Here is a 26,358-nt window from a genome sequence, read left to right as displayed (position 1 = left end):
TGTAAATAATTGGATTATGTTACTTTTTTAGACACGAAGAAATCCTATATTTAATCTTCTTAATATTGATCATGACTAAAAAAGTTAATCGCCAATGGTGGAAAGAGGGCATAGTCTACCAAATTTATCCACGTAGTTTTCAAGATACCTCCGGTAATGGTATCGGAGATATAAATGGTATAGCACAAAGACTGGATTATATCAAAAGTTTGGGGGTAGACATCATTTGGCTGAACCCGGTCTATGAATCTCCCAACGACGATAATGGGTATGACATAAGCGATTATCGCTCCATCATGGCAGAATTCGGTACTATGGCAGAATTTGATGCCCTACTCTCTGGGATTAAGGAACGTGGGCTAAAACTGGTGATGGATTTGGTGGTCAACCATAGCAGTGACGAGCATAAATGGTTTGTTGAATCAAAGAAATCCCGGGACAATCCGTACAGGGACTATTACCATTGGTGGCCAGCGGAAAAGGGTACTCCGCCAAAAAGATGGAGCTATTTTGATATAGATGGCAATGCATGGAAATATGATAAAACCACTGATGCCTATTACCTACACTATTTTTCGGTAAAACAGCCCGACTTAAAATGGGAAAATCAAAAATTGAGGCAGGAGATTTATGATATCATGAAATTTTGGTTCAACAAAGGTGTTGATGGGTTTCGGATGGATGTCATTCCTTTTATATCAAAGGACATCAACTATCCGGAGCTACCCAAGGAGTTCAATGAGAATTTTATTCCCTTTTATGCAAATGGCCCTAAATTGCATGAGTATCTGTACGAAATGCATACACAAGTTCTAAGCAAATACGACGTGATGACCGTGGGCGAAGCCCCAGGTGTGACCACAGACCAAGCCCTGGATTTTGTTGCAGAGCATAGGGAGGAATTGGATATGTTCTTCCATTTTGACCTGATGTCATTGGACCGAGAGCAAGACGAGGTGTTTTGGATGAACAAGGAAAAATGGAAATTAACCGAGTTTAAAGCCATACATTCCAAATGGGATGCCGTATTTGCCGAAGAAGGCTGGGGAAGCCTATATTTGAACAACCATGATTTTCCGAGAAGCGTTAGCAGATGGGGAAACGATTCCAAAACACATTGGTACAACTCTGCCACCATGCTACAGACCTTTTTATTGACCATGCGTGGCACACCGTATTTTTATTATGGGGAAGAAATTGGTATGACCAATATCAATTTTAAAAATATTACCGACTATCGGGACATCAATACCCTCAACCGTTTTGAAATGGCCAAAAGCAACGGTGAGAATTTGGAAGATTTTATCGAGAACGAAAAACATGCCAGCCGCGACAATGCGAGAACACCAATGCAATGGGATGCGACCCAACATGCCGGGTTTTCATCGCAAAAACCATGGATAAAAGTAAACGATAATTATACCGAAGGGCTCAACGTGGCCGAGCAAGAAGTCGATAAAACCTCGGTACTTAATTACTTTCGCCAAATGGTACATATACGCAAAACCCATCTGGGGCTCGTATACGGTAAGTATGATTTGTTGTTGCCAGAAAGTGAAGAGGTTTATGCATATACAAGAACATGGGAGAATACTAAATACTTGGTGCTATTGAGTTTTTCTACCAAAGGTATTTCCTTTAAATTGGAAGGATTGATGTTCGATAGGGCAAAAGTTCTGATTTCCAATGACGATGTGGAGACGCCACATGAAAAAGGAAGTTTTTACCTTGAACCATATCAATCTATCGTATATGAACTTTTATAAGTTTTCTATATATTGAAATCCATTTACTGTCAACTCGATTTTTTGATGATTCCATTCTCAATTTATTACAAAATTCAACCTTATGAAAAATGTTCTTTTTGCCTTGGCAACCGTACTTGTTTCTTTCAATAGCATATCCGCTCAAAAAAAAGTCGACGACGTTATCGATGAGCTGGACAAAAAAAGTGAAACCTATGGGGATATCGCCCAACAAATATGGAATCTGGCCGAAATGGGATATTTGGAAAAAGAAAGCTCTGCCCTTTTACAAAAAACATTAAGCGATGAAGGCTTTACCATAAAAAAAGGTGTGGCGGGGATTCCTACGGCGTTCACGGCAGAATATGGGAGCGGAAGCCCGGTAATTGCCATTCTAGGCGAATACGATGCGCTACCGGGACTATCGCAACAAGCGGTTCCCGAAAAAAAATCGGGAGGTAAAGCTGCGGGGCATGCCTGCGGCCATCATTTGTTCGGCACAGCTTCGACAGCTGCCGCAATTTCGGTTAAAAATTGGATGAAGACCAACAACGTAAAAGGAACCATACGTTTTTATGGTTGCCCAGCCGAAGAAGGTGGCTCCGGTAAGGTATACATGGTTCGTGAAGGCCTTTTCAACGACGTGGATATTGCTTTGCATTGGCATCCTGGGGCTAAGAACGCAGCCAGTGCCGGTGCAGCCTTGGCCAATAAATCGGCCAAATTTAGATTTTACGGTGTTTCCGCACATGCCGCAGGCTCCCCTGAAAAAGGCCGTTCTGCGCTGGACGGTGTTGAGGCCATGAACGTAATGGTAAATATGATGCGCGAACATGTTGACGAAAAGGCAAGAATACATTACGTGATTACCTCGGGAGGAAAGGCACCGAACGTGGTCCCTGATTTTGCCGAGGTATACTATTATGCCCGTCACAATAAAAGGGACGTAGTCATTGATATTTTTGATCGCATGGTAAAAGCAGCCGAAGGTGCGGCCTTGGGTACGGGTACTACCATGGATTATGAAATGATAGGTGGTACGCATGAGCTGTTACCAAATCTCACCTTGCAAAAATTGATGCATGACAACCTTTCCAAAATTGGGGGCATCAGCTATACTGCGGAAGAAAAGGCGTTTGCCGATAAAATAGCTGCAAGTCTAGGGTATGATGAAGTAAATTTGAATACGGCAAAAAACATACAACCTTATAAAACTGAGGCTAAAGCCTATGGTTCGACCGACGTGGGCGATGTTAGCTTTTCCGTACCCACCGTGGGAATGGGGGCAGCGACATGGGTACCTGGTACTCCCGCCCATAGTTGGCAGGCCGTTGCAGCGGGCGGTACATCCATAGGGAATAAGGGAATGATGGTAGCGGCAAAGACATTGACCCTAACCGCCATTGATTTGTTTCAGAACAAAGCATTGGTACAAAAGGCCAAAGAGGAATTTTTAGAGCGCCGTGGGGCAGATTTTGAATACATTCCACTACTCGGCGATAGGGCGCCTGCCCTGGATTACAGGAAATAAAAAGTCGATGCTTGCCTTAGGTTACGAGAAATAAAATTAGAAAACCCGTAAGCCCATCATTTTTTTGGTGTGAGGTATAGGCCTGTTAAAAAATGAAAGAGCATCGTAATTTTTCATGTTCTTCTGTAACAAAAGTCTTTTCGTGGCTACTTATAAATAACAAACCAACACCAATTAGTGAACAAAGAGCTTGAGCATAAATTTGTGACGGAACTGGAGAGCAATCAAAATATTGTTCACAAAGTGTGTACATTATATACAAACGATAGGGATTCGCATAAAGATTTGTTTCAAGAAATCACGATTCAGTTATGGAAAGCCTACCCCAAATTCAGGGGAGATTCAAAATTCAGTACTTGGATGTACCGCGTTGCATTGAATACGGCGATTACCCTGTACAGAAAATCAAAACGAAGCATACAGACCCAAGATTACGATTCGGTAATTTTTAAAATCAAAGCCGACGAATATGATGAGACACAAGAACAACAGCTAAAACTCATGTACGGTGCCGTAAAACAATTGGGAGATATAGAAAAAGCTTTGGTTTTTTTGTATTTGGAAGACAAAGATTATAGTGAGATATCGGAAACTTTAGGTATTACAGAGGTTAATGCAAGGGTTAAGATGAACCGTATCAAAAATAAATTAAGAACTATTCTAAATCCGTAGCAGTATGATGGATGAATTAGAATTATTAAAGAAGGACTGGCAGAACAAAGATGAGCATTTGCCCAAGCTCACTTTTGATGAAATCTATAAAATGATATGGAAAAAATCCCACTCTATTGTAAAATGGATTTTTTACATCAGTATTATAGAATTGGTGTTTTGGGCCGCCATAAACATCATTTTTACAGATGCGGAATCACTTGAAATGATGAAGGCCCTTCACTTGTACAAAATAACCATAGCACTGAACATTATCAATTATGCGGTTATCCTTTTTTTCATCTATAAGTTTTATGTCAACTACAAAAAGATATCTTTTACCGATTCTTCCAGAAAGCTGATGAAAACCATTTTGAACGTTAAAAAGACCGTTACCCAGTACGTTTGGTTCAATATCGGGATTTTCGTGACATATCTCATCATACTCATGTACGGGATTCTCATGTACGGGGCAGAGGGCGAACAAATATTGGAGGCGGCCCACAAAGCTGGTAACGAAACCATGTTTTGGCTTATTTTCGCAGGCATAACCATAGCCATTGTAGCATTTCTTCTAGTACTGGTATGGGTGTTCTACAAATTGCTGTATGGGCTGTTGTTAAAACAACTTCGGGAAAATTATAGAAAACTAAAAAAAATGGAGGTTTAACCGTTTCTCCATTTTCTCAACTTGTTTTCTTCTTCAAGAGCCAATAAATCCTTTTCCGAAATAACCTTTAAAAATGAAGGGTGTTGCTCAATGGCGTACTCCAGTTTTTCTATGATAGATTCAACAGATTCGTTTTCATAGTCAATATCCAAAGGCTCCTTAATGACCATAGACTGTAGAATACCTTTCTTTTTGACCCGAATGCCCTTTTTGTCAAAAGAACGCCTAAAACCATCTATGACCACGGGAACCACAATAGGCTTGTACCGTTTGATAATATGCGCCGTACCCTTTCTCAGGGGTTTCCAAGGTGTTGTTGTTCCTTGCGGAAAAGTCACTACCCAACCATCGTCCAAAGCAGTACCGATATTGGTGATATCGCTCATTTTTACCTGTCGGTTTACTTCTTTGCCTTCGGAACGCCAAGTTCTTTCAATACTGATTGAGCCCGCATAGGCCAAGATCTTGGCCAATAGGTTTTTTTTCATGGTTTCCGCAGCGGCCACGTAGTACATGTTGAGTTTGGGTTTCCAGATATAGCCGATATTTCTAATGTTATCGTCCCTCCCCTTAAGACTGGCATTGAATACATGAAACATGGCCACAACATCCGCAAAATAAGTCTGATGGTTACTAACGAAGAGGACTTTGGTGTCCGGCAAATTCCGGATTACTTCGGAACCCTCTATTTCGAGGGTATTAAAACCCTTATACCTTTGATGGGTAATCAATGCCATAATACGGATGAGCCATTTCTTTAAAAAAAGATTGTGCCCAAACGGATTTTTCGTAAACAAGCCCATAAACATGTTGGTTTTCTTAATCAAACTTACAAAATAAGCGTTTAAAAAACTTGCTTCAACAGTTCTTTGATTTCGCTCAACATCATGGCCGTAGCTCCCCAAACCGTATAACCATTTAATTTAAAGGCAGGTACATCAATATTTGTTGCGTAAGAAGTCGTTAGTTTTTTGGAGATGAGATTGGCATCGTCCAAAAAATGAGACAATGGCACCTCTAGAAGAGCTTCTACTTCGGTAGCCTGCATTTGAAAAGGTTTGGGATTCGGATACAAGCCCATGTAGGGCTGTACTTCAAAATTGCTGGGAGGAATATAAATTTCCGATAACGAGCGAATTACCTCAACCTCATGTATTGGCACGCCAACTTCTTCTTCGGTTTCCCTGAGTGCGGTTTCCAAAAGATTATTGTCCGTTTTCTCGGCTTTACCGCCAGGCAGCCCTATTTGGTTGGAGTGTACACCTTTATAGGTTTTACGTAATATCAAAAGCAAACGAGTGGTTTTTGAAACATCGGGGTAAAAAAGCGCCATTACAGCTGCTTTCCTAGGTTTCCTTTTGGCTATGTCAATATTGCCTAACTCTTCAATCCTTAATAGCGGTGCCATTTTATAGTGCGATTCCTTACCTGGAAGATGCAGATTTTTTATTTTTGGAATCCGTTCGGAAAAATCTTTAATATTCATGGTACGCGTAACGTTGGCTTTTACTGCAATTATAACATTATTTTTAATAGGGGCATGTAAAGATGCCCCAAAAGAAGAAACCAAAGCCGTTAATCAAAAAAAGGAGCTAGAGAAAGAGTCAACAGTTCAGGATACCGTTGCCAAAATCGAAGATGAACCTTTTAAGCTCACCGAAGAAAATGCCATTGATTTCTTTTTTGACTATCAAAAGGAAGTAAAAGAGGACAAAGTAAAAATGACCACGAGCTTTGGTAGTTTTACAATCCAATTGTACGACAACGTACCCTATCACAAGGCGAATTTTATCTATCTGACCAAAAAAGGATACTTTGACAATACAATGTTTCACAGAGTGGTTAAAAACTTCATCATACAGGGCGGAAACGCCGATAATAAAGAAACCGCCAGAAAGCGTAGTGAAATAGGGCGATATCTTTTACCGCCGGATACCAGAAAAGGACACAAGCACCATAGAGGAACCGTATCAATGCCAAGTAGTGAAATCAATAATCCGCATATGCTGGCCTCGCCTTACGAATTTTTTATCGTAGTGACCAAACCTGGCTCCTATCATTTGGATGGGGATTTTACCCCTTTTGGACGAGTTATCGAGGGAATGGATGTGGTGGACAAAATAAACCAACAGCCCGTTGATGACGGTGATTGGCCCTCCAAGAACATTTATATTGAAAAGGCTGAGGTTGTCGAGTAAAACGTACTGATACCAATCAAACTTTTACCCATTTACTATGGGATTTAAGCCTTTAGCCCAAAAACTACTGATTTCTATACACACTGGGCAACGCTATTTTAAAGCGCACGGCCAAAAGGCGAATGCTGATCACCAATAAAATAGCACCCACATAAGCATACTCTTGTACTATGGGGAGTTCATTGAACAAAAAATAGCCAAAACCCCCTAAAATACAGGCGGTAGCATATATTTCCTTTCTAAAAATCACTGGTATCTCATTACAAAGAATATCCCGTAAGACACCGCCGAAACTTGCGGTCATGGTTCCCAGGGCAACACACATGACCGGTGCCAACCCAACGGCCAAACCTTTTTGCACACCAATCACCGTATATAGCCCTATACCTATGGTATCGAATAAAAAAAGTGATTTTCTAAAATATTTTAATTTATTACGGAACACAATGGAAAATATAACGGTTCCCACAATCGTAAAAACATATACCGACTCCCTTAACCAACCAACGGGCGTGTTGCCGATCAATATGTCACGTAACGTTCCACCGCCGACCGCGGTAACAAAGGCAATGATAAATACACCAAAGACATCCAGCTTTTTATCCATGGCCACCAATACCCCGGAAATGGCAAAAGCAATGGTTCCCAAAATATCTATTGTAAAATAGAACATTGGTTACAGGTTTTGGGTGTAAAAATTATAGTCCTTTAAAACGGTATCGATATATTGAACATCATACAGTTCGGAATTTGTATTGAGAATACTATCGACTTTTACGCGAAGGGCCTTAAGGGTTTTATAATCGTTACTGCTTTTGGCAATACGATAGGTATCTTTTATCAAACGTACGTCTTTATCGGTCAACAAGGTGACATTAGTGAATTTGGGCACATAAGCATCGGAGACATCCTCAAGAATTGTGTGCGATACCTTTGTCTTGTTCTTGGTACTTATGACAACGGTACCTGCTGCGGCATCGCCCAAGCGTTGCCTTCGTTCAGAAAACAAAATCGTTAAAAGGCCGATGGCACCTGTAAATATCCAGATATCGACCAAACGCAACATCCACCTTACCAAATAATTTGACCAATGTACCGGGGTGCCGTCCAAACGTACCACACGCATTTTCAATAGCATTTTACCAATGGTACGACCGTTGAATATACTGTGCATCAACATACTGTAGAACATGGCAGGTAAAAATATTAGCCCCATTAATCCCCGTTGGGTCCAATTATCCTCATATACATAACTTATGGCTTTACCGATTTGCTGAACCAATACGGCATAGAGGTACAAAATAAAGGCATCGATCAAGAAAGCGAGAATTCTTTCCCCGATACTCACAATTTTATAATCTAGATTTACGTTTTGTGTGGTATTGATTTGAAGGTTGGACATATTAACGTTATTTTTATCCCTGTTGAGGATTTTATTTTCAATCTGAGATATAACCCGATGTATTAAGCAATTTCATGTAATGCGCGAAGCCGCTTTTGTCAAGCAAAATAAAGAAAAATGGATAGCATTTGAAAAGGCTATCAACTTAAACTCCAATATTGACCCGGACGAACTCGCCGATGGGTATATTCACTTGACCAACGATTTGGCATATGCACAAACGTATTACGCAGAAAGTAAGACTTTATTGTATTTAAATTCCTTGGCATCGCAAGCCCATCAAAAAATCTATAAAAACAAAAAGGAAAGTAGAAACCGTATCATCGATTTTTGGAAAACTGAATTTCCGTTATTCTTTTTACAGTACCATAAAACATTGGGGGTCGCTTTTTTGATTTTTGCAATAGCTACGGCCATTGGCAGTGTATCGGCCTTGAACGATTCAAATTTTGTCCGGTTGATACTAGGTGATGCTTATGTAAACACGACCCTTAACAATATTGCCAATGGCGATCCAACGGCCATTTACAAGGGCGGTAGCGAAATTGGCACTTTTTTGGGAATAACCATAAACAATATCAGGGTCGCGTTTTTAGCATTTGCCTTTGGGGTCATTACCAGTTTGGGAACAGCTTACATACTTTTTAGCAATGGCGTAATGTTGGGTGCCTTCGTAACGTTTTTTTATACAAAAGGGGTCTTTTTTGAAGCGAACAAGCAAATTTGGTTGCACGGTACTATTGAGATTTCTGTGATTATCATTGCAGGTTGTGCTGGGCTGATCATGGGGAACAGTATTTTGTTTCCCAAAACATTTTCGCGAAGGGTTTCCTTTATGAAAGGGGCCAAAGACGGTCTTAAAGTCGTGGTGAGCACCATACCCTTTTTTATCATTGCTGGGTTCATCGAAGGCTTTATAACCCGGTATTCAGGGATGCCCAACTGGTTGGCTTTTCTTATCATTGGTACTTCATTGGCCTTGATTGTATTTTATTATATCCTGTACCCAATCACTTTAAATAAAATTGATGCAAAATACTCCCAAAAACAATTACATAGAACTTAAGGTAAATCGGGATTTTGGTGATATCATAACCACATATTTCGAATTTTTTAAAATCAATATCAAAAAGTTCACCAATATATTTCTGAGCTATAACGGTATCTTTTTGGTTGTTTTTTTAATCATAAGTTATCTTTTGGTCTCCGGGTTTATTGGTTTGATAACCGATGAGAACAATTCTTTTTTTACCGGAACCGGAAGTAGCGACGAAACTTACTGGGTTTATATTGCTGCCGGTGGTTTATTACTGTTTTTCACGTTTATTATCGTTGCTGTCTTTAATTTTAGCTTAAGCAGTTCTTACATGGTACGCTATGAGGAAAGAAAAGGGCAAGGTTTTGAGAAAACAGACGTTTGGGCTTTAGTTAAGGAAAACTTAGGAAATACCATTGTTTTTATTTTGCTCTTGATTTTATTGTACATAGGGCTGATGATATTGTCGGTAATATTGGCTTTTATACCCTTGATAGGAATGTTTGCCCAATACATTATCACTTATTTTTTAGCGGCTTGGGCAGGTGTATCGTTCATTTGTATGATACAAGAAAAAAAAGGGGTTACCGATGCTATGGGCGAAGGTTGGAACTTAGTGACCAAAAACTTTTGGAAATCGGTCGGGGTAAATTTTATACTAGGTCTTTTAAATGGTATCCTTATGCTGATAGTACTTACCATACCGGGAATTTTAATTGGCATCTACACCTTTCATGTAGTCGAAAATAATGTTGCCGTCAGCGAATCGGTGGTTCCTACCATAATATATACGTTGGGCACCTGTGTTTTTCTTATTTTAGGTGCTTATGCCCAATGCCTTTCACAGTTCGTGAACGGAATTTTATACTATGCACTACACGAAAAGGCTTATAACATAAACACCCGTAGTAAAATTGACCAAATAGGAACTTTTGAGCAGTGAGTAAAATTTTATCCCTCGTATTGTTCAGTTTATATACTTCCCTTGTCTTTTGTCAACGGGAAGGGGATTCGATAGTTCTTAAAGTCGACAAGGAACAGGTGCTGACATCCCGGTCGTTGAGTGAACTCAACGAAACGTATAACGGGGAAGAATTCAACTATGATGTTAATGAGGGCGAGGCTCAAAACCTTTTGGCACGTGCCATTAACTGGTTCTTTGATTTGCTCAAGAACACCTTTGGCATAGACCTGCCGCCCGAGGCGTTTCGGTTATTGGAATATTTGATCTATATACTAATGGCCGCTTTGGTCATTTACCTTTTGGTCAAATTTTTTATAGGGGAAAAATTCTCGTCCATTTTTTCAAAAAAGGCCACTACGCTATTGGACATCAACCTATCCGAAGAGCATATAGAAAATTTAGACTTGGACGCCCTATTGCAATCGGCATTGGTTCAAAAAGATTACCGATTGGCCATCCGTTTTCAATATTTGAAAACCTTAAAATTATTATCCCAAAAAAATATAATCGATTGGCATTATGAAAAAACCAATTTAGATTACCAAAGAGAGATACAAACGCCCAAAATACGATCGCTTTTTACAGATGTATCTTACCTATACGATTACATATGGTACGGAGAACAAGAGTTGGATGAAACAAAATATAACGCCGCAGATATAAAGTTTACGGCACTTAAAACCGTAATACCCCAATAATTTGGATAGAAGGTCTAAAATAGTGATCGGTTTGTTTGTTGTGGTGCTCCTTGGCATTATCATCACTGAAATCGTGCGGCCCAAACCCTTGAACTGGAAACCGTCATACACGGCATCGGATAAAATCCCCTTTGGTTGTTTTATTTTATATTCAGAACTGGGTCAACTTTTCCCCGATACCGACATAAGTAAAATTGACGAAACTATATATGAAGTGCTTTCCCAAAGAGACACTAAAAAAACCACAAATTTAATGCTCATTAACAATACCATTAATATGGATGAGCAAGAGACCCATAAATTGTTGGATTATGTGGACAAAGGGAACGATGTTTTTATCGCCTCGACCTATTTTAGCTATACCTTGTCGGATACCTTGAACGTTAACGTAAACTCATATTACGGTATAAAGGAAGATTCGGTCACCGTAAGCCTTACGAACAAAAAATTCAGCCAAGAGAGGTTTTATTATACCAAAGGACAAAACGAAAGTTATTTTTCACGCATTGACACGACCCAAACCACCATTCTGGGGCATATCGCCTTCAAAGAAGATAAAAATTTGATTAGCGGTCCAAAAGGGCAAAGTAGAAAAGAAGCCAATTTTATTCAAGTTAAATTTGGCGATGGAAATTTTTATTTAAATACCCTGCCGATAGCCTATACCAACTACTATTTACTTAAAGGACAAAAAGATTATGTGTCCCATACGTTTTCATATTTAAGGGACCGCCCCCTCTTTTGGGACAATTATAAAAAATCGGGTAGAATCGTCATAGATTCCCCAATGCGTTTTGTCTTGACACAAGCTTCGTTAAAATGGGCATACTACCTTACCATTGTAGGGCTTGTTATTTTTGTGATCTTTAAGGCAAAGCGGGAACAACGTATCATTCCGGTCATAGAACCCTTGGAAAATTCTTCGGTGGAATTTGCAAAGACCGTTGGGAGCTTGTACCACCAAAACAAAGACTTCTCAAATTTAATTTTCAAAAAACTGAATTATTTCCTGGAGTTTGTACGTAGTCGGTACTATTTGGACACAAATACCATAAACGATAAGACCGCACAGGATTTGGCATCAAAATCGGGTAAATCGATTACCGAAACCAAGGAACTGTTGGACATGATTCTTTATCTAAAGGACAAAAAACAACATACGGAGCAAGATTTAATTGAACTCAATAAAAAAATAACAGCATTCAAGCAGTAACATATGGAAGATCAAAACCAAGAACAGCAACAACCCAAAGCACCCGAAAACAATCCTTTGGAGTTTAGCAATAGGATAGATTTAAGTAAACTTCGGGAAGCCGTAACCCTTGTAAAATCCGAATTGGGCAAAGTAATTATCGGGCAACAGGATATGATAGAGCTGTTGATGATTTCTATTTTGGCCAATGGGCATTCTTTGATAGAAGGTGTTCCCGGAGTGGCTAAGACCGTTACGGCCAAACTACTGGCCAAGACCATGAACGTAGATTTTAACCGTATTCAATTTACGCCCGACCTAATGCCGAGCGACATTTTGGGAACCTCGATCTTTAATGTGAAAAATTCGGAATTCGAGTTCAAAAAAGGCCCGATTTTCTCCAATATTATTTTAATTGATGAAATAAACAGGGCCCCGGCAAAAACACAGGCAGCACTTTTTGAGGCAATGGCAGAGCGACAGATAACCATTGACAATATGGAATATGAGATGGAACCTCCGTTTTTGGTGTTTGCCACCCAAAACCCCGTAGAACAAGAAGGTACGTATCGCCTTCCGGAAGCACAACTTGACCGTTTTCTGTTTAAGATAAATGTACAATACCCATCGCTTGAAGAAGAGGTTCAAATACTGGAAAGTAAGCATCGGCAAAAAAACATGGATGTAGAAAGTATGATCGTTTCGGTCCTGAGCGCAGAGCAAATCGCAGAGTATCAAGATACCATCAAAGAAATTATAATAGAGGACAATTTGCTCAAATACATCGCGTCTATAGTCAACAGCACAAGAACCAATGCCAATTTATATCTGGGTGCATCCCCTAGGGCCTCAATCGCTATAATGGATGCGTCCAAGGCTTTGGCAGCGATCAACGGCCGCGATTTTGTTACCCCAGATGACATTAAGCATGTGGCAGGCCCTATTATGGCGCATCGTATCATTTTGACCCCTGAGCGAGAAATGGAGGGCTTTACCGCCGAAAAGGTAGTACAGCAAATCGTGGATAGCATTGAAGTGCCGCGATAATGGCCAACAAAAAATGTAGAACCATAATAAAAGCCCAATGTAGCATTTGGCACAAGCGTCTATTCGATTATTGATAGTCAAGCAAATGAAAAAACTAATTAGGAACATATATCTGGAAAAACGGTTTTTTGCCATACTTACGGCTTTGATACTGGGTTTTATCATATCATTCATCTACACAGATATGTATGGTGTTCTTAAACTATTCTTCTATTTGTTTTTAATAGCGTTGGTTGTAGATAGCATTATGGTCTTTGGTTCAAAAGGAAAAATTTCAGGGGAACGCATATTACCGGATAAATTTTCCAACGGTGATGACAACCCTATTCGCATCCGTATCATAAACTCATACCTTTTTAAAGCGAACCTAAAGATTATTGATGAGATTCCACATCAATTCCAAAAAAGGGATTTTGGAATATCCACCAAAATACATCCGGGAGAAAATAAGTTCTTTGATTACGAGCTCAGGCCCGTTGAACGGGGTGTGTACTCCTTTGGCAATCTTAACGTTTTCGCAGGCTCTCCAATTGGATTGCTAACACGAAAGTACACGTTCAACAAGGCACAGGAAGTACCGGTTTACCCATCATTCCTGCAAATGCGAAAATATGATTTAATGGCCTTTACCAATCGTTTATTCGAATATGGCCTTAAAAAGATACGTCGTATTGGCCATACCATGGAGTTTGAGCAGATTAAGGAATATGTACAAGGAGACGATATACGTAATATTAATTGGAAAGCTACCGCAAAAAAGAACCAATTGATGGTCAACCAATACCAAGATGAAAAATCGCAACCTGTATATTCAGTGATAGACAAGGGCAGGGTCATGAAAATGCCCTTTTCCGAGCTCAGCCTTTTGGACTATGCCATTAACGCTACACTGGTCATAAGCAATATCGCTTTAAAAAAACAGGACAAAGCCGGTATGTTCGCCTTTAGCAACAAAATCGAAAATCGGGTGGTAGCCGAGCGTCGCAGTTCCCAAATGAATCTTATTCTTGAAACACTGTACAATCTAAATACCAACTTTGTGGAAAGTGATTTTAGTCGACTTTACGTTGATGTTAAGCGAAACTTGAACCATCGTAGCCTACTCCTACTCTATACCAATTTTGAAACTTTGGATGCATTGCATAGGCAACTCCCTTATTTACAGGCAATTTCCAAACTACATTTATTGGTCGTTATCTTTTTTGAAAACACCGAATTAACCGAGTTCAGTAAGGAAAGGGCAAAGACCACTCAACAGATTTTTGAACAGACCATAGCCGAAAAATTCATTTACGAGAAAAAACTGATCGTAAATGAGCTTCGTAAATACGGCATACAAACCATACTGACCAAACCCGATAACCTGACCGTAAATACCATTAATAAATATTTGGAAATCAAGGCACGTGGCCTGTTATGATAACTACAATTTACAGGTAAAATAAAAGTACGATGAAAAAACTAAGTTTTCTATTTATATTAATTACAACTTTTTATACCAAAGCCCAAGAACAGGACAATATGAAGCTACCCTTCGCTGAAATCCCAAAAGCCCAAGAAGAATATAACACCGGTAATGTAATCGCTAGATTTATTGAAGGTTTGGGCTATCGTTATTATTGGGCAACAGAAGGGCTTACGGAGAAAGACCTTGATTTTAAGGTGTCGGCAGACTCTCGTTCCACTAAGAAGACTCTGATACATATCTTTGGATTATCCGAATCTATATTGAACGTTTCCAAAAACAAGCCCAACATTAGACCTTACGAAATTGCCGAGCTTTCATTTAATGATTTACGTGAGAAAACTTTGGTGAATCTACAAGAAGCCGCCCATCTTTTTTATGGAAAACACAATGATGAAATTAATGAGTTAATGGTTGTTTTTGAAAGAGAGCGCAAACAAACCAGTTTTCCTTTTTGGAACTTCATAAACGGTCAATTATCAGATGCTATCTACCATGTAGGCCAGGTAGTCGCTAATAGAAGAGCTTCGGGCAACCCCATAAATCCTAAAGTGAATGTGTTTACGGGGAAAACTGATGGATAGTATAATTTTTCATCACCTTGATATTCATCGGGAAGACCTTTTTTGCATATCATTAAAAAGACTTATGTCAAATCTAAAAATACATTCAAGATTCCTATACAGAACCATATAGTACCAAAACAAAGGAAGACGATACGGTTACAAGAGTATGCCATTGGTATTTTTACGGGTATTGTTACAAAATCGGCCTTAAAAAAAGCTATTAAAAAGCATTTGGTTTTTGTTGATGGTAAGCTGGCTTCTACGGCAACTCCCATCAAAGGCTCAGAAACCATCACGTTACATGAGGATACAAAAGCCAAAACCGGCAGGGTGTTCCAAAAAAAGTTGGAAGTTTTGTTCGAGGACGAATATCTTGCGGCCATTCATAAGCCAGCAGGCTTACTGGTAAGTGGTAACAGTTTCAAGACTGTAGGCAACGCCTTGGAACAGAATATTGCCCATAGCCTAATGACCGATGCCACAAAACCCCGCCCGGTTCATCGGCTGGACTATCCTACCACTGGTGTTTTATTGGTAGGGAAAACCCGTTCCGGTATTTTGGAACTGAATCGGCTTTTTGAAAAGAAAGAAATCGACAAAACATATTACGCCGTTGCCATTGGGGAGATGAAAAAAGAAGGGTTCATAAATGTACCCATTGACGGTAAAGAAGCCTTATCACATTTTAAAATCATAAAAAGTGTGCTTTCTGATAGGTTTGGTCTTTTAAACTTGGTCAAATTATCCCCAAAAACAGGAAGAAGACATCAACTAAGAAAACACATGGCCCATATCGGAAATCCTATTTTAGGAGATGCGGATTATGGCAAAGCAGGCTTAATATTAAAAGGAAAAGGTCTTTACTTGCATGCCTTTTCAGTAGAATTTACACACCCATTCTCAAAAGAGAATGTAAAAATCAAAAAAGAGCTTCCCATAAAGTTCAAAAAGATTTTTAATACTATTTAACGGGCGTAATCTCAATTTTTCTAAAGGTAATGGGGCCATGGTCTCCCTGCAGCATAATTGGGCCGGCAGCTGCTTCATCATTATCCAATGCGCCACCGGTCATACCGGGAATATTTTGTTCGCATATAATAGTATTGCCATTGGCCACTATGGTTACCCGTCTCCCAATTAAAGTTATATCGTAGGTTTGCCATTCCCCTGCCGGTTTGGCCATCATTTGGTTGGGTGTTAAAAACCCGTAGATACCTCCAAAATAAATCGAGGAAGGTTCAAGACCTACATTGTCCGCTATTTGCACTTCGTAACGCCCCCTTAGATAAATGCCGCTATTGCTACCTTCTGGATATTTAAACTCCACATGAAGTTTAAAATCTGTAAACGTTTCTTCAGATACCAAATTAGAACCTGGTTTAGGACTCGTTAGTGTTCCGGAAACAACCTCCCATTGATTCTTACCGGTAGCTTTCCAGCCATCGAGATTTTTACCGTTAAAAAGCGATTTGGTCTTTCCCCATTCGGGTGACGTGGTATGTTCCAGTTTTGGGGCGGGTACTGCGGTCCAGTCATATGTATTCCCATCAGTATACATCATTGTACCGTTTAGCACATTCTCTTTCAGTTTTCCGGTAAATTGCATATCAACCCCTTCAGGTTCCCATTGTCTCGGAATCGTAAAAGTGAAAGTGTCCCCTGAACGTTTTATTTCCGATATGGGCCTAGCGCTCCCGAATTCATACACAAATCTACCGACCAAGGTAGCATGACCGGAGTGGGATATCTCAAGCCAAGAGGGTATTTGCCTGCCTTCTTGTTGTATCGTGAGGTTCCACCTACCCTCTAAGGGATTTTTTTCTTGTGCTTGGGCGTTAAACGAAAATAATATGCTTAAAAATGTTATGGTAAACCTATTCATTTGTCTTGTTTTTTTAATATTGTTAAGTGTTCAAAATCGGGCAACATCATTTTTCGCCTTTTTAAACTCGTTCATCATATCCTCAACGACTTTTGCAGCGGGTTTAATATCATGGATCAACGCAGAAACCTGTCCGATTTCCAATTCCCCCTCGTCCATATCACCTTCGAACATGCCCCGTTTGGCCCTGGCACGCCCTAACAACTTTTTCAATTGCTCTTTATCGGCACCATTGTCATATGCCTGTTGAACGGCATCATAAAATTTATTCTTTAGAAGCCGAACCGGTGCAAGCTCTTTTAATGTAAGTTGGGTTTCCCCTTCTCCGGCCTGCACAACTTTTTGTTTGAACAAATCATGTGATGAAGCTTCAGGGGTAGCAACGAACCTACTGCCCACTTGTACGCCGTCGGCACCAAGAACCATGACCGCCAGCATGGCGTTACCGGTAGCGATGCCACCGGCAGCTATCAAAGGTATATCTATTTTTTCCTTTACCATGGGTATCAAAGCCAATGTTGTAGTTTCGTCCCTACCATTGTGCCCGCCAGCTTCAAAACCTTCAGCAACGATGGCGTCAACACCGGCATCTTGCGCTTTTAAAGCGAATTTTAAACTACTGACCACATGAACAACGGTCAATCCATTTTCTTTTAGGTAGGCTGTCCAAGTTTTAGGATTACCTGCCGAGGTAAAAACAATTTTTACACCTGATGCTACAACGATTTCCATTAACTTATCTATTTCTGGATACAGCATGGGAATATTGACCCCAAAAGGTTTATCGGTTACCCTTTTACACTTTTGAATATGTTCCCGAAGTACCTCGGGATACATTGATCCCGCCCCAATAAGCCCCAGTCCCCCGGCATTGGAAACAGCGGATGCCAAACGCCAACCACTGGCCCACACCATACCACCCTGCACGATTGGGTAAGCAATTTTAAAGAGTTTCGTAACTCTGTTTTCCATAGTGCCCGTGTTTACAATCTAAAATACAGTTTTTTTGATCTGTGGAAGGATATACAAACCATTGAAACCAATTTTTTTCAAATCATGTATGTTATGAAATAACCCCGGAACCGATAAGCTCATCACCTATGTACCAAGCCGCAAACTGGCCCTCTGTTATAGCAGATTGTTTTTGCTCAAAATCGATATACATTCCGCCATCGATTTTATATAAAGTGGCCTCTTGTAGGGGTTGACGATATCTGATACGTACCAAGACCTTAAGAGTATCGTCGGATTGCAACCTTAAATCTGGCCGTACCCAATGCAATTCATCATCTGATATGAAAAGTGCCCTGCGATATAATCCCGGATGCAATTTTCCCTGTCCAGTATAAATAACATTTTCTTCAACATCGGTCTCGATTACAAATAAAGGCTCTTTGGTACCACCAACTTGAAGGCCCTTTCTTTGGCCTTTTGTGAAAAAATGTGCGCCTTGATGCTCTCCAACAATTTTACCGTCGGAAACATTGTAAGTGGGTTTGGTAGAATAATACTTCAATTCAGAAACCGTGTCCTTGAACACAGGTGCGGATTTTGTGTACTGATGAACGTCGGATGGCACTTCAACAATAACTCCCTTCTTTGGTTTCAGTTTTTGTTGGAGAAAATCGGGCAACCGTACTTTACCAATGAAGCAAAGGCCTTGAGAATCCTTTTTATCTGCGGTGATCAAATCCATTTCTGTTGCGATTTCACGAACTTTTGGCTTCAGCAACTCCCCTACGGGAAACAACGTTTTGGATAGTTGTTCCTGGGACAATTGACACAAAAAATAAGATTGGTCTTTGTTATCGTCAACTCCAGCGAGCAATTGATAGGTTTCCGTACCATCGTTATTTTTTAATATTCCCTTTCTACAGTAGTGTCCGGTAGCCACATAATCGGCCCCAAGTTGCAGGGCGATTTTCAGGAAAACATCAAACTTTATTTCCCTATTGCAAAGCACATCGGGATTGGGAGTACGCCCCTTTTCATATTCTGCGAACATGTAATCAACGATGCGTTCTTTATATTCCGTACTCAAATCTACCGTTTGAAACGGAATCCCCAATTTTTCAGCAACCAATAATGCATCGTTACTGTCCTCGACCCATTCACATTCGTTAGAAATCGTAACCGATGTATCATGCCAGTTCTTCATGAACAAGCCTATAACATCATAGCCTGCTTCTTTTAAAAGATAGGCTGCAACACTGGAATCAACTCCACCAGAAAGACCAACGACTACTTTTTTCATATCTATTTTACAGAATGCAAAATTACGAAATATTTAAATCGATTGTTTTTAATGAATGTTTCTATTACTAGTAAATTGTTTATTGACCCATTAAAATTCAAAAATGACTGTATCGATTTCTTTATGTTAAACTATTATTAAAAAAAACAAAACAAAGCAACCTTTCGAAAACTACTTATCTATTCTATATTAATACTTTAACATAGAATTTGTTTAAATCTTTTACTATAAAGTTTACTAAATCTATGTTAATGTTAAACAAAATATTATTTTTTGTTTCAACTTTGTAACATTATATTAAACAATAAATCATTTAAAAACCATAATTATGAGTAAGTATTTACGATTTAAAAGTTTCTTGGTCATTTCAGCATTAGTAATAGCTTTTGTATCCTGTAGTGATGATGACAACGATCCAACTCCACAGCCTGCACTCGATGTGGTGGGTATTGCGTCCAACACGGCAGAATTGAGTAATTTGGTTGCCGCGCTTGAAAAAGTTGATTTGGTGGGAACTTTACAAGGTGCTGGGCCGTTTACGATTTTTGCACCCAACGATGAGGCGTTTGCACAGTTTTTATCTGCCAATGGTTTCGCTTCTCTTGAAGCTGTTCCCGATGATGTATTGACGCAAGTTCTTCTCAATCATGTGGTAAGTGGTGATTTAGGTTCTGGTGATCTATCAACAGGCTTTGACTTGTCCACATTGGCAACAGGTGCGGGTGGATTGAATTTGAGCCTTTCAATAGATACCTCAGACGGTGTAAAAGTTAACGGATCTACGGTTACGGCACCAAACCGAAAAGGTACCAATGGTACAATACATATTATAGATGCCGTTATCGGTTTGCCAACAACACCGGTAACTTTTGTTACTACAAACCCGAATTTAAGCTCATTAGCTACTGCTTTGACTACTGCCACTCCAAATAACGATTTTGTCACCACACTTTCCGGGGATGGGCCTTTTACGATTTTAGCACCAACCGATGACGCTTTTGCAGAATTATTGGGAAGGTTAGACGGTTTTGATTCCTTTGACGATTTTAATACTGAACAATTACAGACACTATTGGCAACCATTCTTCAATATCACGTAGTTAGCGGTGATGCTGAGGCTTCTGCGGATTTAACGAACGAACAGGTAATTACTACGCTGCAGGGTGAAGACTTAACGGTAAGGATTGAAGGTGGTGTAGTTTCGTTTTTGGATGCGGATATTGAGCAACCGGCTAACGTTGCTGTTGCAGACATCGTAGCTAGCAATGCAATTGTTCACGCCATTGATAAGGTTTTATTGCCACAAGAAGCAGTTGATGCCTTGGAAGGTGTTTTGTTGAGTTCAATTACCGATATTGCGATTGCAACACCAGCTCTTAGCAACTTAGTAGCAGCATTAGTTGCAGCTAACGGAGAACTTCCTACTGTTTTAAGAGGTGATGGCCCGTTTACAGTTTTTGCCCCTACCGATGCTGCATTTAAGGCTTTCTTGGAAGCTAATGACTTTGCAACTTTGGGCGATGTACCTGTTGATGTTCTTACAAACGTTTTATTGAACCATGTGGTGAGTGGTGCAAATTTCTCCACAGATTTAACTACCGGTTACGTTTCCACATTATCTACTTCTGGGCCAGAAGAAACAGCTTTGAGCATGTTTATCAATACTGCGGATGGGGTTGTACTAAATGGTGGTAGAGCTAATTCCGGAGCTACAGTGGCCACTGCCGACATAAAGGCGAGTAACGGTGTAGTACATGTGGTAAATGGTGTCATTGGACTTCCAAATGTAGTAAACCATGCTATAGCAAATCCACAGTTCACGACTTTGGTCAACGCTCTAACCACATTGACCCCCGCTACGGATTTTGCAAGCATACTCGCGCGTACCGAAGGAGAAAACGAAGATGGCATTAATCCAAGTTTCACGGTATTTGCCCCAACAAATAGTGCTTTTGCAGCATTAGATGCCATACCGGCAGAACCCACACTTACACAAGTTTTGTTACACCATGTAGTGGGTGGGGCAAATGTGCGTTCAACTGCGCTAACACCAGACGGAGATACAGTAGCAACTACTCTTGAAAACGACGAAATCACGATTACACTGCCAGGAACAGGCGATAACATCGCAGATGTTCAGGATGGATCGGGCAATAATGATATTGGCATCACCGCTGTTGATGTACAAGCTACAAACGGTGTTATTCACGTCTTGAATAAAGTAATGATTCCAAATACCACAAATAATAGTAATTAAAGTACATTTTAATTTTTTAAGCAAAGCCACTGTTTTAGGACAGTGGCTTTTTCTGTTAAAAAACTCTTGGTAATATGAGTAAAATGATTGCAGATTTAAAAAATCAGTATTCGTACTCCTCTGAATCAATATACAAACATCCAATTAAATAAGTATTTCATCGATGAAATACATCATTTTGTCGATATTAAAATTTTCATAAAGTTTGACTTAAAAACGCAACCAGGGCAATATTAAACATCTTTCTAGCATTCTACATAGTACAGAATACAAATATTAAAATGATCATTATGAAAAATTTCCTCAAATTGAAAAGCATTTTTGCTTTTGCCATTATCACAAGTTTAATAACAATCTCTTGCGACAACGATGACGACGGACCTTCGATTCCGGATGAGAATATTGTCGAAATAGCATCGGTAAATGATGATTTAGAAAATTTGGTGGCCGCTTTACAAAGGGCAGATTTAGTCAGCACTCTAGAAGGCGATGGTCCGTTCACGGTTTTAGCACCTAACGATGAAGCATTTGCGACATTTTTGACAGAAAATAATTATAGCTCTTTAGAAGAAGTCCCGGTAGATATGTTGAGGCAAGTGCTGCTAAATCATGTGATTATCGGTACCATAGATGCGAGAACACTGCTTACCGCTCAAAGTGGATATGCCACTATAAATGCCGACGGCCCTACTGCAGATTCTAAAGTGAGCCTATATTTTGACACTTCTGACGGAATAGAGTTCAACGAAACCTCTGATGTTGTAAGCGGTGGTTCCGATATAAGGGCCGCGAATGGTATTATCCATGTTGTTGATGCCGTAATTCCTATTGCCAATGTTGTAGATTTTATTTCATGGGATGATAATTTCAGTGAATTGGAAGATGCCTTGACGGCAGCTGATCAACCTGATTTTACTACCACTTTGAGCACAGCAAACGAAGCACCAGCACCATTTACCATATTTGCGCCCGTGGATACGGCCTTTGATATGCTGACCGAAATACCTACTGGGGATGCCCTCACTGCAGTACTACAACACCATGTTATAGCAGAAAACAATATAAACTCCACCGCAATAACAGACGGTCTTGAATCTCCTACCACGTTGGAAGGAGATACATTAAGCTTTAATATTTCTGGCTCCAGCGTATCCATAACGGATGGGGCGGGCAATACGGGCACCCAAGTTGTCATTGCAAATATTCAAGGCTCAAATGGCATCATTCACGCCGTGAACAAGGTTTTGATACCCAATACGGATAACTAACAGATTTTCCATTATTATTTCAAAAACGGGAACCCATAGTTGGGTTCCCGTTTTTATTACAATTTTGTTTCAAAACAACACTTCAATTTTATACAAACTATGATATTGTACCTATTTTGTTAAATTTTTATTAAATAAAAATAAACAAAAGCAACCCTTTCAAAATTATAATATCTCATAAGAGTGTTAAACATAAAATCATAATTGTTGAACATTTTAAAATATTAAAGGCTATATAAATGTCTTTTGTAGAACAAAAAAGAACTATAGTTAAATATTTTACAATTATCGACGATAGAAGTTTTGTTTTCACTTTAAATAATTTTATTAAACAATTTTTTAACTTAAAAACACCCTTATGAAAAAATTACTCCGGTTAAAGAGCATGACACTATTTGCTCTTTTCGCTTTGTTCACGCTCTCCTGCGAGAAGGAAGAAACTCAAGATCAAAAACAGGAAAATTCATCCAACATTGTTCAAACCGCTCAAAATGAAGACCTATTGAACAGCTTGGTCGCAGCTTTGATTAAAGCGGACGAAAGTGATGCCAATGACTTGGTTAATACTCTTTCGGGTGATGGGCCTTTTACCGTTTTTGCGCCAACAAACGATGCTTTTACCGCCTTATTGGGCGATTTGGAAGCCTACTCAAGTTTAGAGGATTTTAAAACTGAAGAGGATAAGGCAATTTTGGCTACAATTCTCAAATATCATGTGGTCGCCGGCGTAGGTGCCAAAGCTGATGACTTGGAAAATGGACAAGAATTGACCACTGTGCAAGGAGAAAAATTAAAGATAAACCTAGATGGCGGTGTTTTTATTGATGATGCTACCGATGTAAACGCTACCGTTGTTAGACCAGATATTGAAGCTAGTAATGGTATTGTACATGTAATCGACAAAGTAATGCTACCACAAGCTGTAATTATGGCAATCAATGGCTCAGGTGATATGAACTTGGTAGAAATCGTTGTAGCCACAGAGCCACTTTCACTTTTGGAAGAAGCGGTAATCAAAGCCGGTTTGGTCGATACATTAAGCGGAGATGGACCTTTCACCGTTTTTGCCCCAACAAATGATGCCTTTGTGGCATTACTAAATACATTGGGTGACAGTTATAACAGCCTTGACGATTTTGATACCGATGAAGAAATCGCATTACTGAAGAATATCCTTTTATATCATGTCATACCTTCCAAAATTCTTGCTGCTGACTTGGCAGAAGGTAGTGTACCTACAGCTTTTGCCGATAACAGTATTGAAGTAATCGCTTCGGGAGATACTTTTGTAATTGGTGATGCCTCCGATGTAGATGCAAATATTACAGGTACGGATATTATTGCCACAAATGGTGTTGCACACACCATAGACAAAGTATTGTTACCTCAAGCAGCGTTGGATTTTGTTGCTACACTCAACTTAAAGACCATTGTAGAAATTGCTGTCGAAACAGATGATTTGAGCCTATTGGTAGGTGCTTTACAGCAGGCCAATGCTGGCTTGGTAGACACATTGAGCGGTGAAGGGCCTTTTACGGTATTTGCGCCTACAAACGCAGCGTTTGCAGCTTTACTAGACGCATTGGGAGATGATTACAATGAACTTTCGGATTTTGACACGCAAGAGGAAAAAGATTTATTGGTAGCCATTTTAACGTACCACGTTGTATCCGGTACCGCTGCTTTTTCATCCGACTTATCAAACGGTCAGGAGATTCCAACAGTTCAAGGAGGTAAAATAACCGTAAGCTTAGACGGTGGTGTGTTCATAAAAGATGCTACTGAAACACCTGCAGAAGTTGAAACGGCCGATGTTAGAGCCAGTAATGGTGTCGTACACATCATAGACAAGGTATTGTTACCACAAGTTGCAGTTGATTTTGTGAATACACTCAATTTGAAAACTATTGTTGAAATTGCTGTTGAAACTGATGATTTAAGTCTGTTGGTACAGGCATTACAACAGGCGAATGCAGGTCTAGTAGACACATTAAGCGGAGATGGACCTTTTACCGTTTTTGCACCCACCAACGCTGCTTTTGTCGCTTTATTGAATGATTTGGGCGATGACTACAATAGCTTGGCTGATTTTGATACCCAAGAAGAGAAGGATTTATTGGTACAGGTGTTGACCTATCATGTGGTTTCAGGTACAGCGGCCTTCTCCGGAGATTTGTCCAATGGTCAGCAAATCCCCACTGTACAAGGTGAAAAAGTAGGTATCAATATCAAAAACGGAACCGTTCATGTAGAAGATGCTACGGAAAAGAACGCTACTGTGGTTATACCGGATGTTGAAGCCAGCAACGGTGTAGTTCATGTAATAGATAAAGTTTTATTGCCGCAGGCCGTATTGGATGCCCTGACACCAGCACTTCCCAATATCGTAGAATTGGCGCAATCGGTCGATGATTTAAGTTTATTGGTAAATGCACTCATACAAGCTGATGCCGGATTGGTTGATGTGTTAAGTGGAGACGGACCTTTTACCGTCTTTGCCCCAACCAATGCAGCGTTTGCCGATTTGTTGGATGCACTCGGAAACGAGTATCATAGTCTTGCGGACTTTGACACGCCAGAGGAAAAAGCACTATTGGCCAAGGTATTGACCTATCATGTAGTCTCAGGAACGGCTGCATTTGCCGGAGATTTATCCAACGGGCAGCAAATCCCTACCGTACAGGGTGAAAGTGTTGGTATCAACATTAAAAATGGAACAGTTCATATAGAAGATGCTACGGATACCAATGCCACTGTAACTGGAGCGGACAATGAAGCCAGTAATGGTGTAGTACACATCGTAAACAAAGTATTGTTGCCTCAAGAGGTATTGGATATTTTAAATCCACCGGCACCAAATATCGTAGAGTTGGCACAGTCGGTTGATGACCTAAGTCTTTTAGTTGATGCCTTAATCCAAGCCGATGCCGGATTGGTAGAGGTCTTGAGCGGAGATGGGCCTTTTACCGTATTTGCCCCAACCAATGCAGCGTTTGCCGATTTGTTGAATACTTTGGGCAACGATTATAACAGTTTGGCCGATTTTGATACTGCCGAAGAAAAAGCCCTATTGGCAAAAGTATTGACCTATCATGTGGTTTCCGGTAGCGCCATTGCTTCCGGTGATTTTACCAGTCATCAAGAATTGGTTACCGTACAAGGGGAATCATTGGAAGCTATTCCGGGCCATCCTATTAAACTAAGGGATAAAACCAATGTTAGGGCCAGAATAATCGGTGCCGATAACGAGGCTAGTAACGGTATCGTTCACATTATTGATAAAGTGGTACTTCCGCAAGAAGTATTGGATATTTTAAATCCCCCTACTCACTAAGAAATCAGTTGTAACGTATTGATAGTTGAGTTAGAAAACTCCTTGGATAACCAAGGAGTTTTTTTATGGTTCAAAACCTACCGAAATTACAAACATCGATCTACCGTTCTTTAGCATACAAAAATCATCGCTTTACAACTATTTGTTTTTTAAGGGACGTTAAAGTGGCATATTTACAGTCCCAAATCTTATCAAACT

23 protein-coding genes are annotated in these 26,358 nt (G+C 39.9%); 16 read left to right on the top strand and 7 right to left on the bottom strand.

What is annotated here, in order from left to right; genetic code table 11:
- The first annotated feature begins 71 nt into the window (after nucleotides 1–71).
- From HYG79_RS14100 to HYG79_RS14085, 4 genes are all read left to right on the top strand, one after another.
- Nucleotides 72–1,766, top strand: coding sequence for a glycoside hydrolase family 13 protein (locus HYG79_RS14100; RefSeq protein WP_179242711.1), 1,695 nt, complete (start codon nucleotides 72–74; stop codon nucleotides 1,764–1,766).
- Between the two features lie 82 nt (nucleotides 1,767–1,848).
- Complete coding sequence (locus tag HYG79_RS14095) at nucleotides 1,849–3,276, top strand: amidohydrolase (protein ID WP_179242710.1); 1,428 nt, start codon at nucleotides 1,849–1,851, stop codon at nucleotides 3,274–3,276.
- A gap of 177 nt (nucleotides 3,277–3,453) precedes the next feature.
- Nucleotides 3,454–3,948 (top strand): RNA polymerase sigma factor, encoded by a 495-nt coding sequence (locus HYG79_RS14090; protein ID WP_179242709.1) that lies wholly within the window; start codon nucleotides 3,454–3,456, stop codon nucleotides 3,946–3,948.
- Nucleotides 3,949–3,952: 4 nt separating this feature from the next.
- A complete protein-coding gene (locus HYG79_RS14085) occupies nucleotides 3,953–4,597 on the top strand; it encodes a hypothetical protein (RefSeq protein ID WP_179242708.1) in 645 nt (214 codons plus the stop codon).
- Here the strand turns inward: HYG79_RS14085 and HYG79_RS14080 are convergent.
- Together HYG79_RS14080 and HYG79_RS14075 are read right to left on the bottom strand one after the other, a co-directional pair.
- Entirely contained in the window at nucleotides 4,594–5,400 is an 807-nt protein-coding gene (locus tag HYG79_RS14080; RefSeq protein WP_179242707.1) for a lysophospholipid acyltransferase family protein, read from the bottom strand. The genes HYG79_RS14085 and HYG79_RS14080 overlap by 4 nt on opposite strands.
- A 41-nt stretch (nucleotides 5,401–5,441) precedes the next feature.
- Nucleotides 5,442–6,083, bottom strand: coding sequence for an NUDIX hydrolase (locus HYG79_RS14075; protein ID WP_179242706.1), 642 nt, complete (start codon nucleotides 6,081–6,083; stop codon nucleotides 5,442–5,444).
- On the opposite strand from HYG79_RS14075, the gene HYG79_RS14070 reads away from it, so the two are divergent.
- Nucleotides 6,082–6,795, top strand: coding sequence for a peptidylprolyl isomerase (locus tag HYG79_RS14070; RefSeq protein ID WP_179242705.1), 714 nt, complete (start codon nucleotides 6,082–6,084; stop codon nucleotides 6,793–6,795). The two genes, HYG79_RS14075 and HYG79_RS14070, sit on opposite strands and share 2 nt — an antisense overlap.
- Nucleotides 6,796–6,859: 64 nt before the next feature.
- Here the strand turns inward: HYG79_RS14070 and HYG79_RS14065 are convergent, their stop codons facing one another.
- Entirely contained in the window at nucleotides 6,860–7,468 is a 609-nt protein-coding gene (locus HYG79_RS14065) for a trimeric intracellular cation channel family protein (protein WP_179242704.1), read from the bottom strand.
- Nucleotides 7,469–7,471: 3 nt separating this feature from the next.
- Nucleotides 7,472–8,197 (bottom strand): RDD family protein, encoded by a 726-nt coding sequence (locus HYG79_RS14060; RefSeq protein WP_179242703.1) that lies wholly within the window; start codon nucleotides 8,195–8,197, stop codon nucleotides 7,472–7,474.
- 79 nt (nucleotides 8,198–8,276) lie between these two features.
- On the opposite strand from HYG79_RS14060, the gene HYG79_RS14055 reads away from it, so the two are divergent.
- From HYG79_RS14055 to HYG79_RS14020, 8 genes are all read left to right on the top strand, one after another.
- On the top strand, nucleotides 8,277–9,263 hold the full coding sequence (locus HYG79_RS14055) for a stage II sporulation protein M (protein WP_179242702.1): 987 nt from the start codon (nucleotides 8,277–8,279) through the stop codon (nucleotides 9,261–9,263).
- Nucleotides 9,226–10,176 carry a hypothetical protein gene (locus tag HYG79_RS14050; RefSeq protein ID WP_179242701.1) on the top strand — a complete coding sequence of 317 codons (951 nt, stop codon included), beginning with the start codon at nucleotides 9,226–9,228 and terminating at the stop codon, nucleotides 10,174–10,176. The genes HYG79_RS14055 and HYG79_RS14050 overlap by 38 nt, the downstream gene beginning before the upstream one ends.
- A 20-nt stretch (nucleotides 10,177–10,196) precedes the next feature.
- Nucleotides 10,197–10,895, top strand: coding sequence for a DUF4129 domain-containing protein (locus HYG79_RS14045; protein ID WP_179242700.1), 699 nt, complete (start codon nucleotides 10,197–10,199; stop codon nucleotides 10,893–10,895).
- Nucleotide 10,896: 1 nt separating this feature from the next.
- Nucleotides 10,897–12,108, top strand: a complete 1,212-nt coding sequence (locus HYG79_RS14040; protein WP_179242699.1) for a DUF4350 domain-containing protein — start codon at nucleotides 10,897–10,899, stop codon at nucleotides 12,106–12,108.
- Nucleotides 12,109–12,111: 3 nt separating this feature from the next.
- Nucleotides 12,112–13,134 (top strand): AAA family ATPase, encoded by a 1,023-nt coding sequence (locus tag HYG79_RS14035; protein WP_179242698.1) that lies wholly within the window; start codon nucleotides 12,112–12,114, stop codon nucleotides 13,132–13,134.
- Nucleotides 13,135–13,219: 85 nt separating this feature from the next.
- Nucleotides 13,220–14,554, top strand: coding sequence for a DUF58 domain-containing protein (locus tag HYG79_RS14030; RefSeq protein ID WP_179242697.1), 1,335 nt, complete (start codon nucleotides 13,220–13,222; stop codon nucleotides 14,552–14,554).
- Between the two features lie 32 nt (nucleotides 14,555–14,586).
- Nucleotides 14,587–15,183 carry a hypothetical protein gene (locus tag HYG79_RS14025; protein WP_179242696.1) on the top strand — a complete coding sequence of 199 codons (597 nt, stop codon included), beginning with the start codon at nucleotides 14,587–14,589 and terminating at the stop codon, nucleotides 15,181–15,183.
- A gap of 42 nt (nucleotides 15,184–15,225) precedes the next feature.
- Nucleotides 15,226–16,134: an RluA family pseudouridine synthase gene (locus tag HYG79_RS14020; RefSeq protein ID WP_317168453.1), complete on the top strand. Its 909-nt coding sequence runs from the start codon at nucleotides 15,226–15,228 to the stop codon at nucleotides 16,132–16,134.
- On the opposite strand, the gene HYG79_RS14015 is transcribed toward HYG79_RS14020, so the two are convergent.
- The 3 genes from HYG79_RS14015 to mnmA form a co-directional block, all read right to left on the bottom strand.
- Nucleotides 16,127–17,047: a 3-keto-disaccharide hydrolase gene (locus HYG79_RS14015; RefSeq protein WP_179242695.1), complete on the bottom strand. Its 921-nt coding sequence runs from the start codon at nucleotides 17,045–17,047 to the stop codon at nucleotides 16,127–16,129. The two genes, HYG79_RS14020 and HYG79_RS14015, sit on opposite strands and share 8 nt — an antisense overlap.
- 30 nt (nucleotides 17,048–17,077) lie before the next feature.
- Nucleotides 17,078–18,019 (bottom strand): NAD(P)H-dependent flavin oxidoreductase, encoded by a 942-nt coding sequence (locus HYG79_RS14010; RefSeq protein ID WP_179242694.1) that lies wholly within the window; start codon nucleotides 18,017–18,019, stop codon nucleotides 17,078–17,080.
- A 91-nt stretch (nucleotides 18,020–18,110) separates the two neighbouring features.
- A complete protein-coding gene (gene mnmA / locus HYG79_RS14005; protein ID WP_179242693.1) occupies nucleotides 18,111–19,301 on the bottom strand; it encodes a tRNA 2-thiouridine(34) synthase MnmA in 1,191 nt (396 codons plus the stop codon).
- A 328-nt stretch (nucleotides 19,302–19,629) separates the two neighbouring features.
- Here mnmA and HYG79_RS14000 point away from each other — a divergent pair, with 328 nt between their 5' ends.
- From HYG79_RS14000 to HYG79_RS13990, 3 genes are all read left to right on the top strand, one after another.
- Nucleotides 19,630–21,558 carry a fasciclin domain-containing protein gene (locus HYG79_RS14000; RefSeq protein ID WP_179242692.1) on the top strand — a complete coding sequence of 643 codons (1,929 nt, stop codon included), beginning with the start codon at nucleotides 19,630–19,632 and terminating at the stop codon, nucleotides 21,556–21,558.
- A gap of 290 nt (nucleotides 21,559–21,848) precedes the next feature.
- Nucleotides 21,849–22,826: a fasciclin domain-containing protein gene (locus HYG79_RS13995; RefSeq protein WP_179242691.1), complete on the top strand. Its 978-nt coding sequence runs from the start codon at nucleotides 21,849–21,851 to the stop codon at nucleotides 22,824–22,826.
- A 358-nt stretch (nucleotides 22,827–23,184) separates the two neighbouring features.
- A complete protein-coding gene (locus HYG79_RS13990; protein ID WP_228027875.1) occupies nucleotides 23,185–26,160 on the top strand; it encodes a fasciclin domain-containing protein in 2,976 nt (991 codons plus the stop codon).
- Nucleotides 26,161–26,358 lie beyond the last annotated feature (198 nt).

Origin of the sequence: Costertonia aggregata, from assembly GCF_013402795.1 — a bacterium.
Lineage (GTDB): Bacteria > Bacteroidota > Bacteroidia > Flavobacteriales > Flavobacteriaceae > Costertonia > Costertonia aggregata.
Note: the sequence above shows the minus strand (reverse complement) of the source record. Positions and strands in the feature narration are given on the sequence as shown.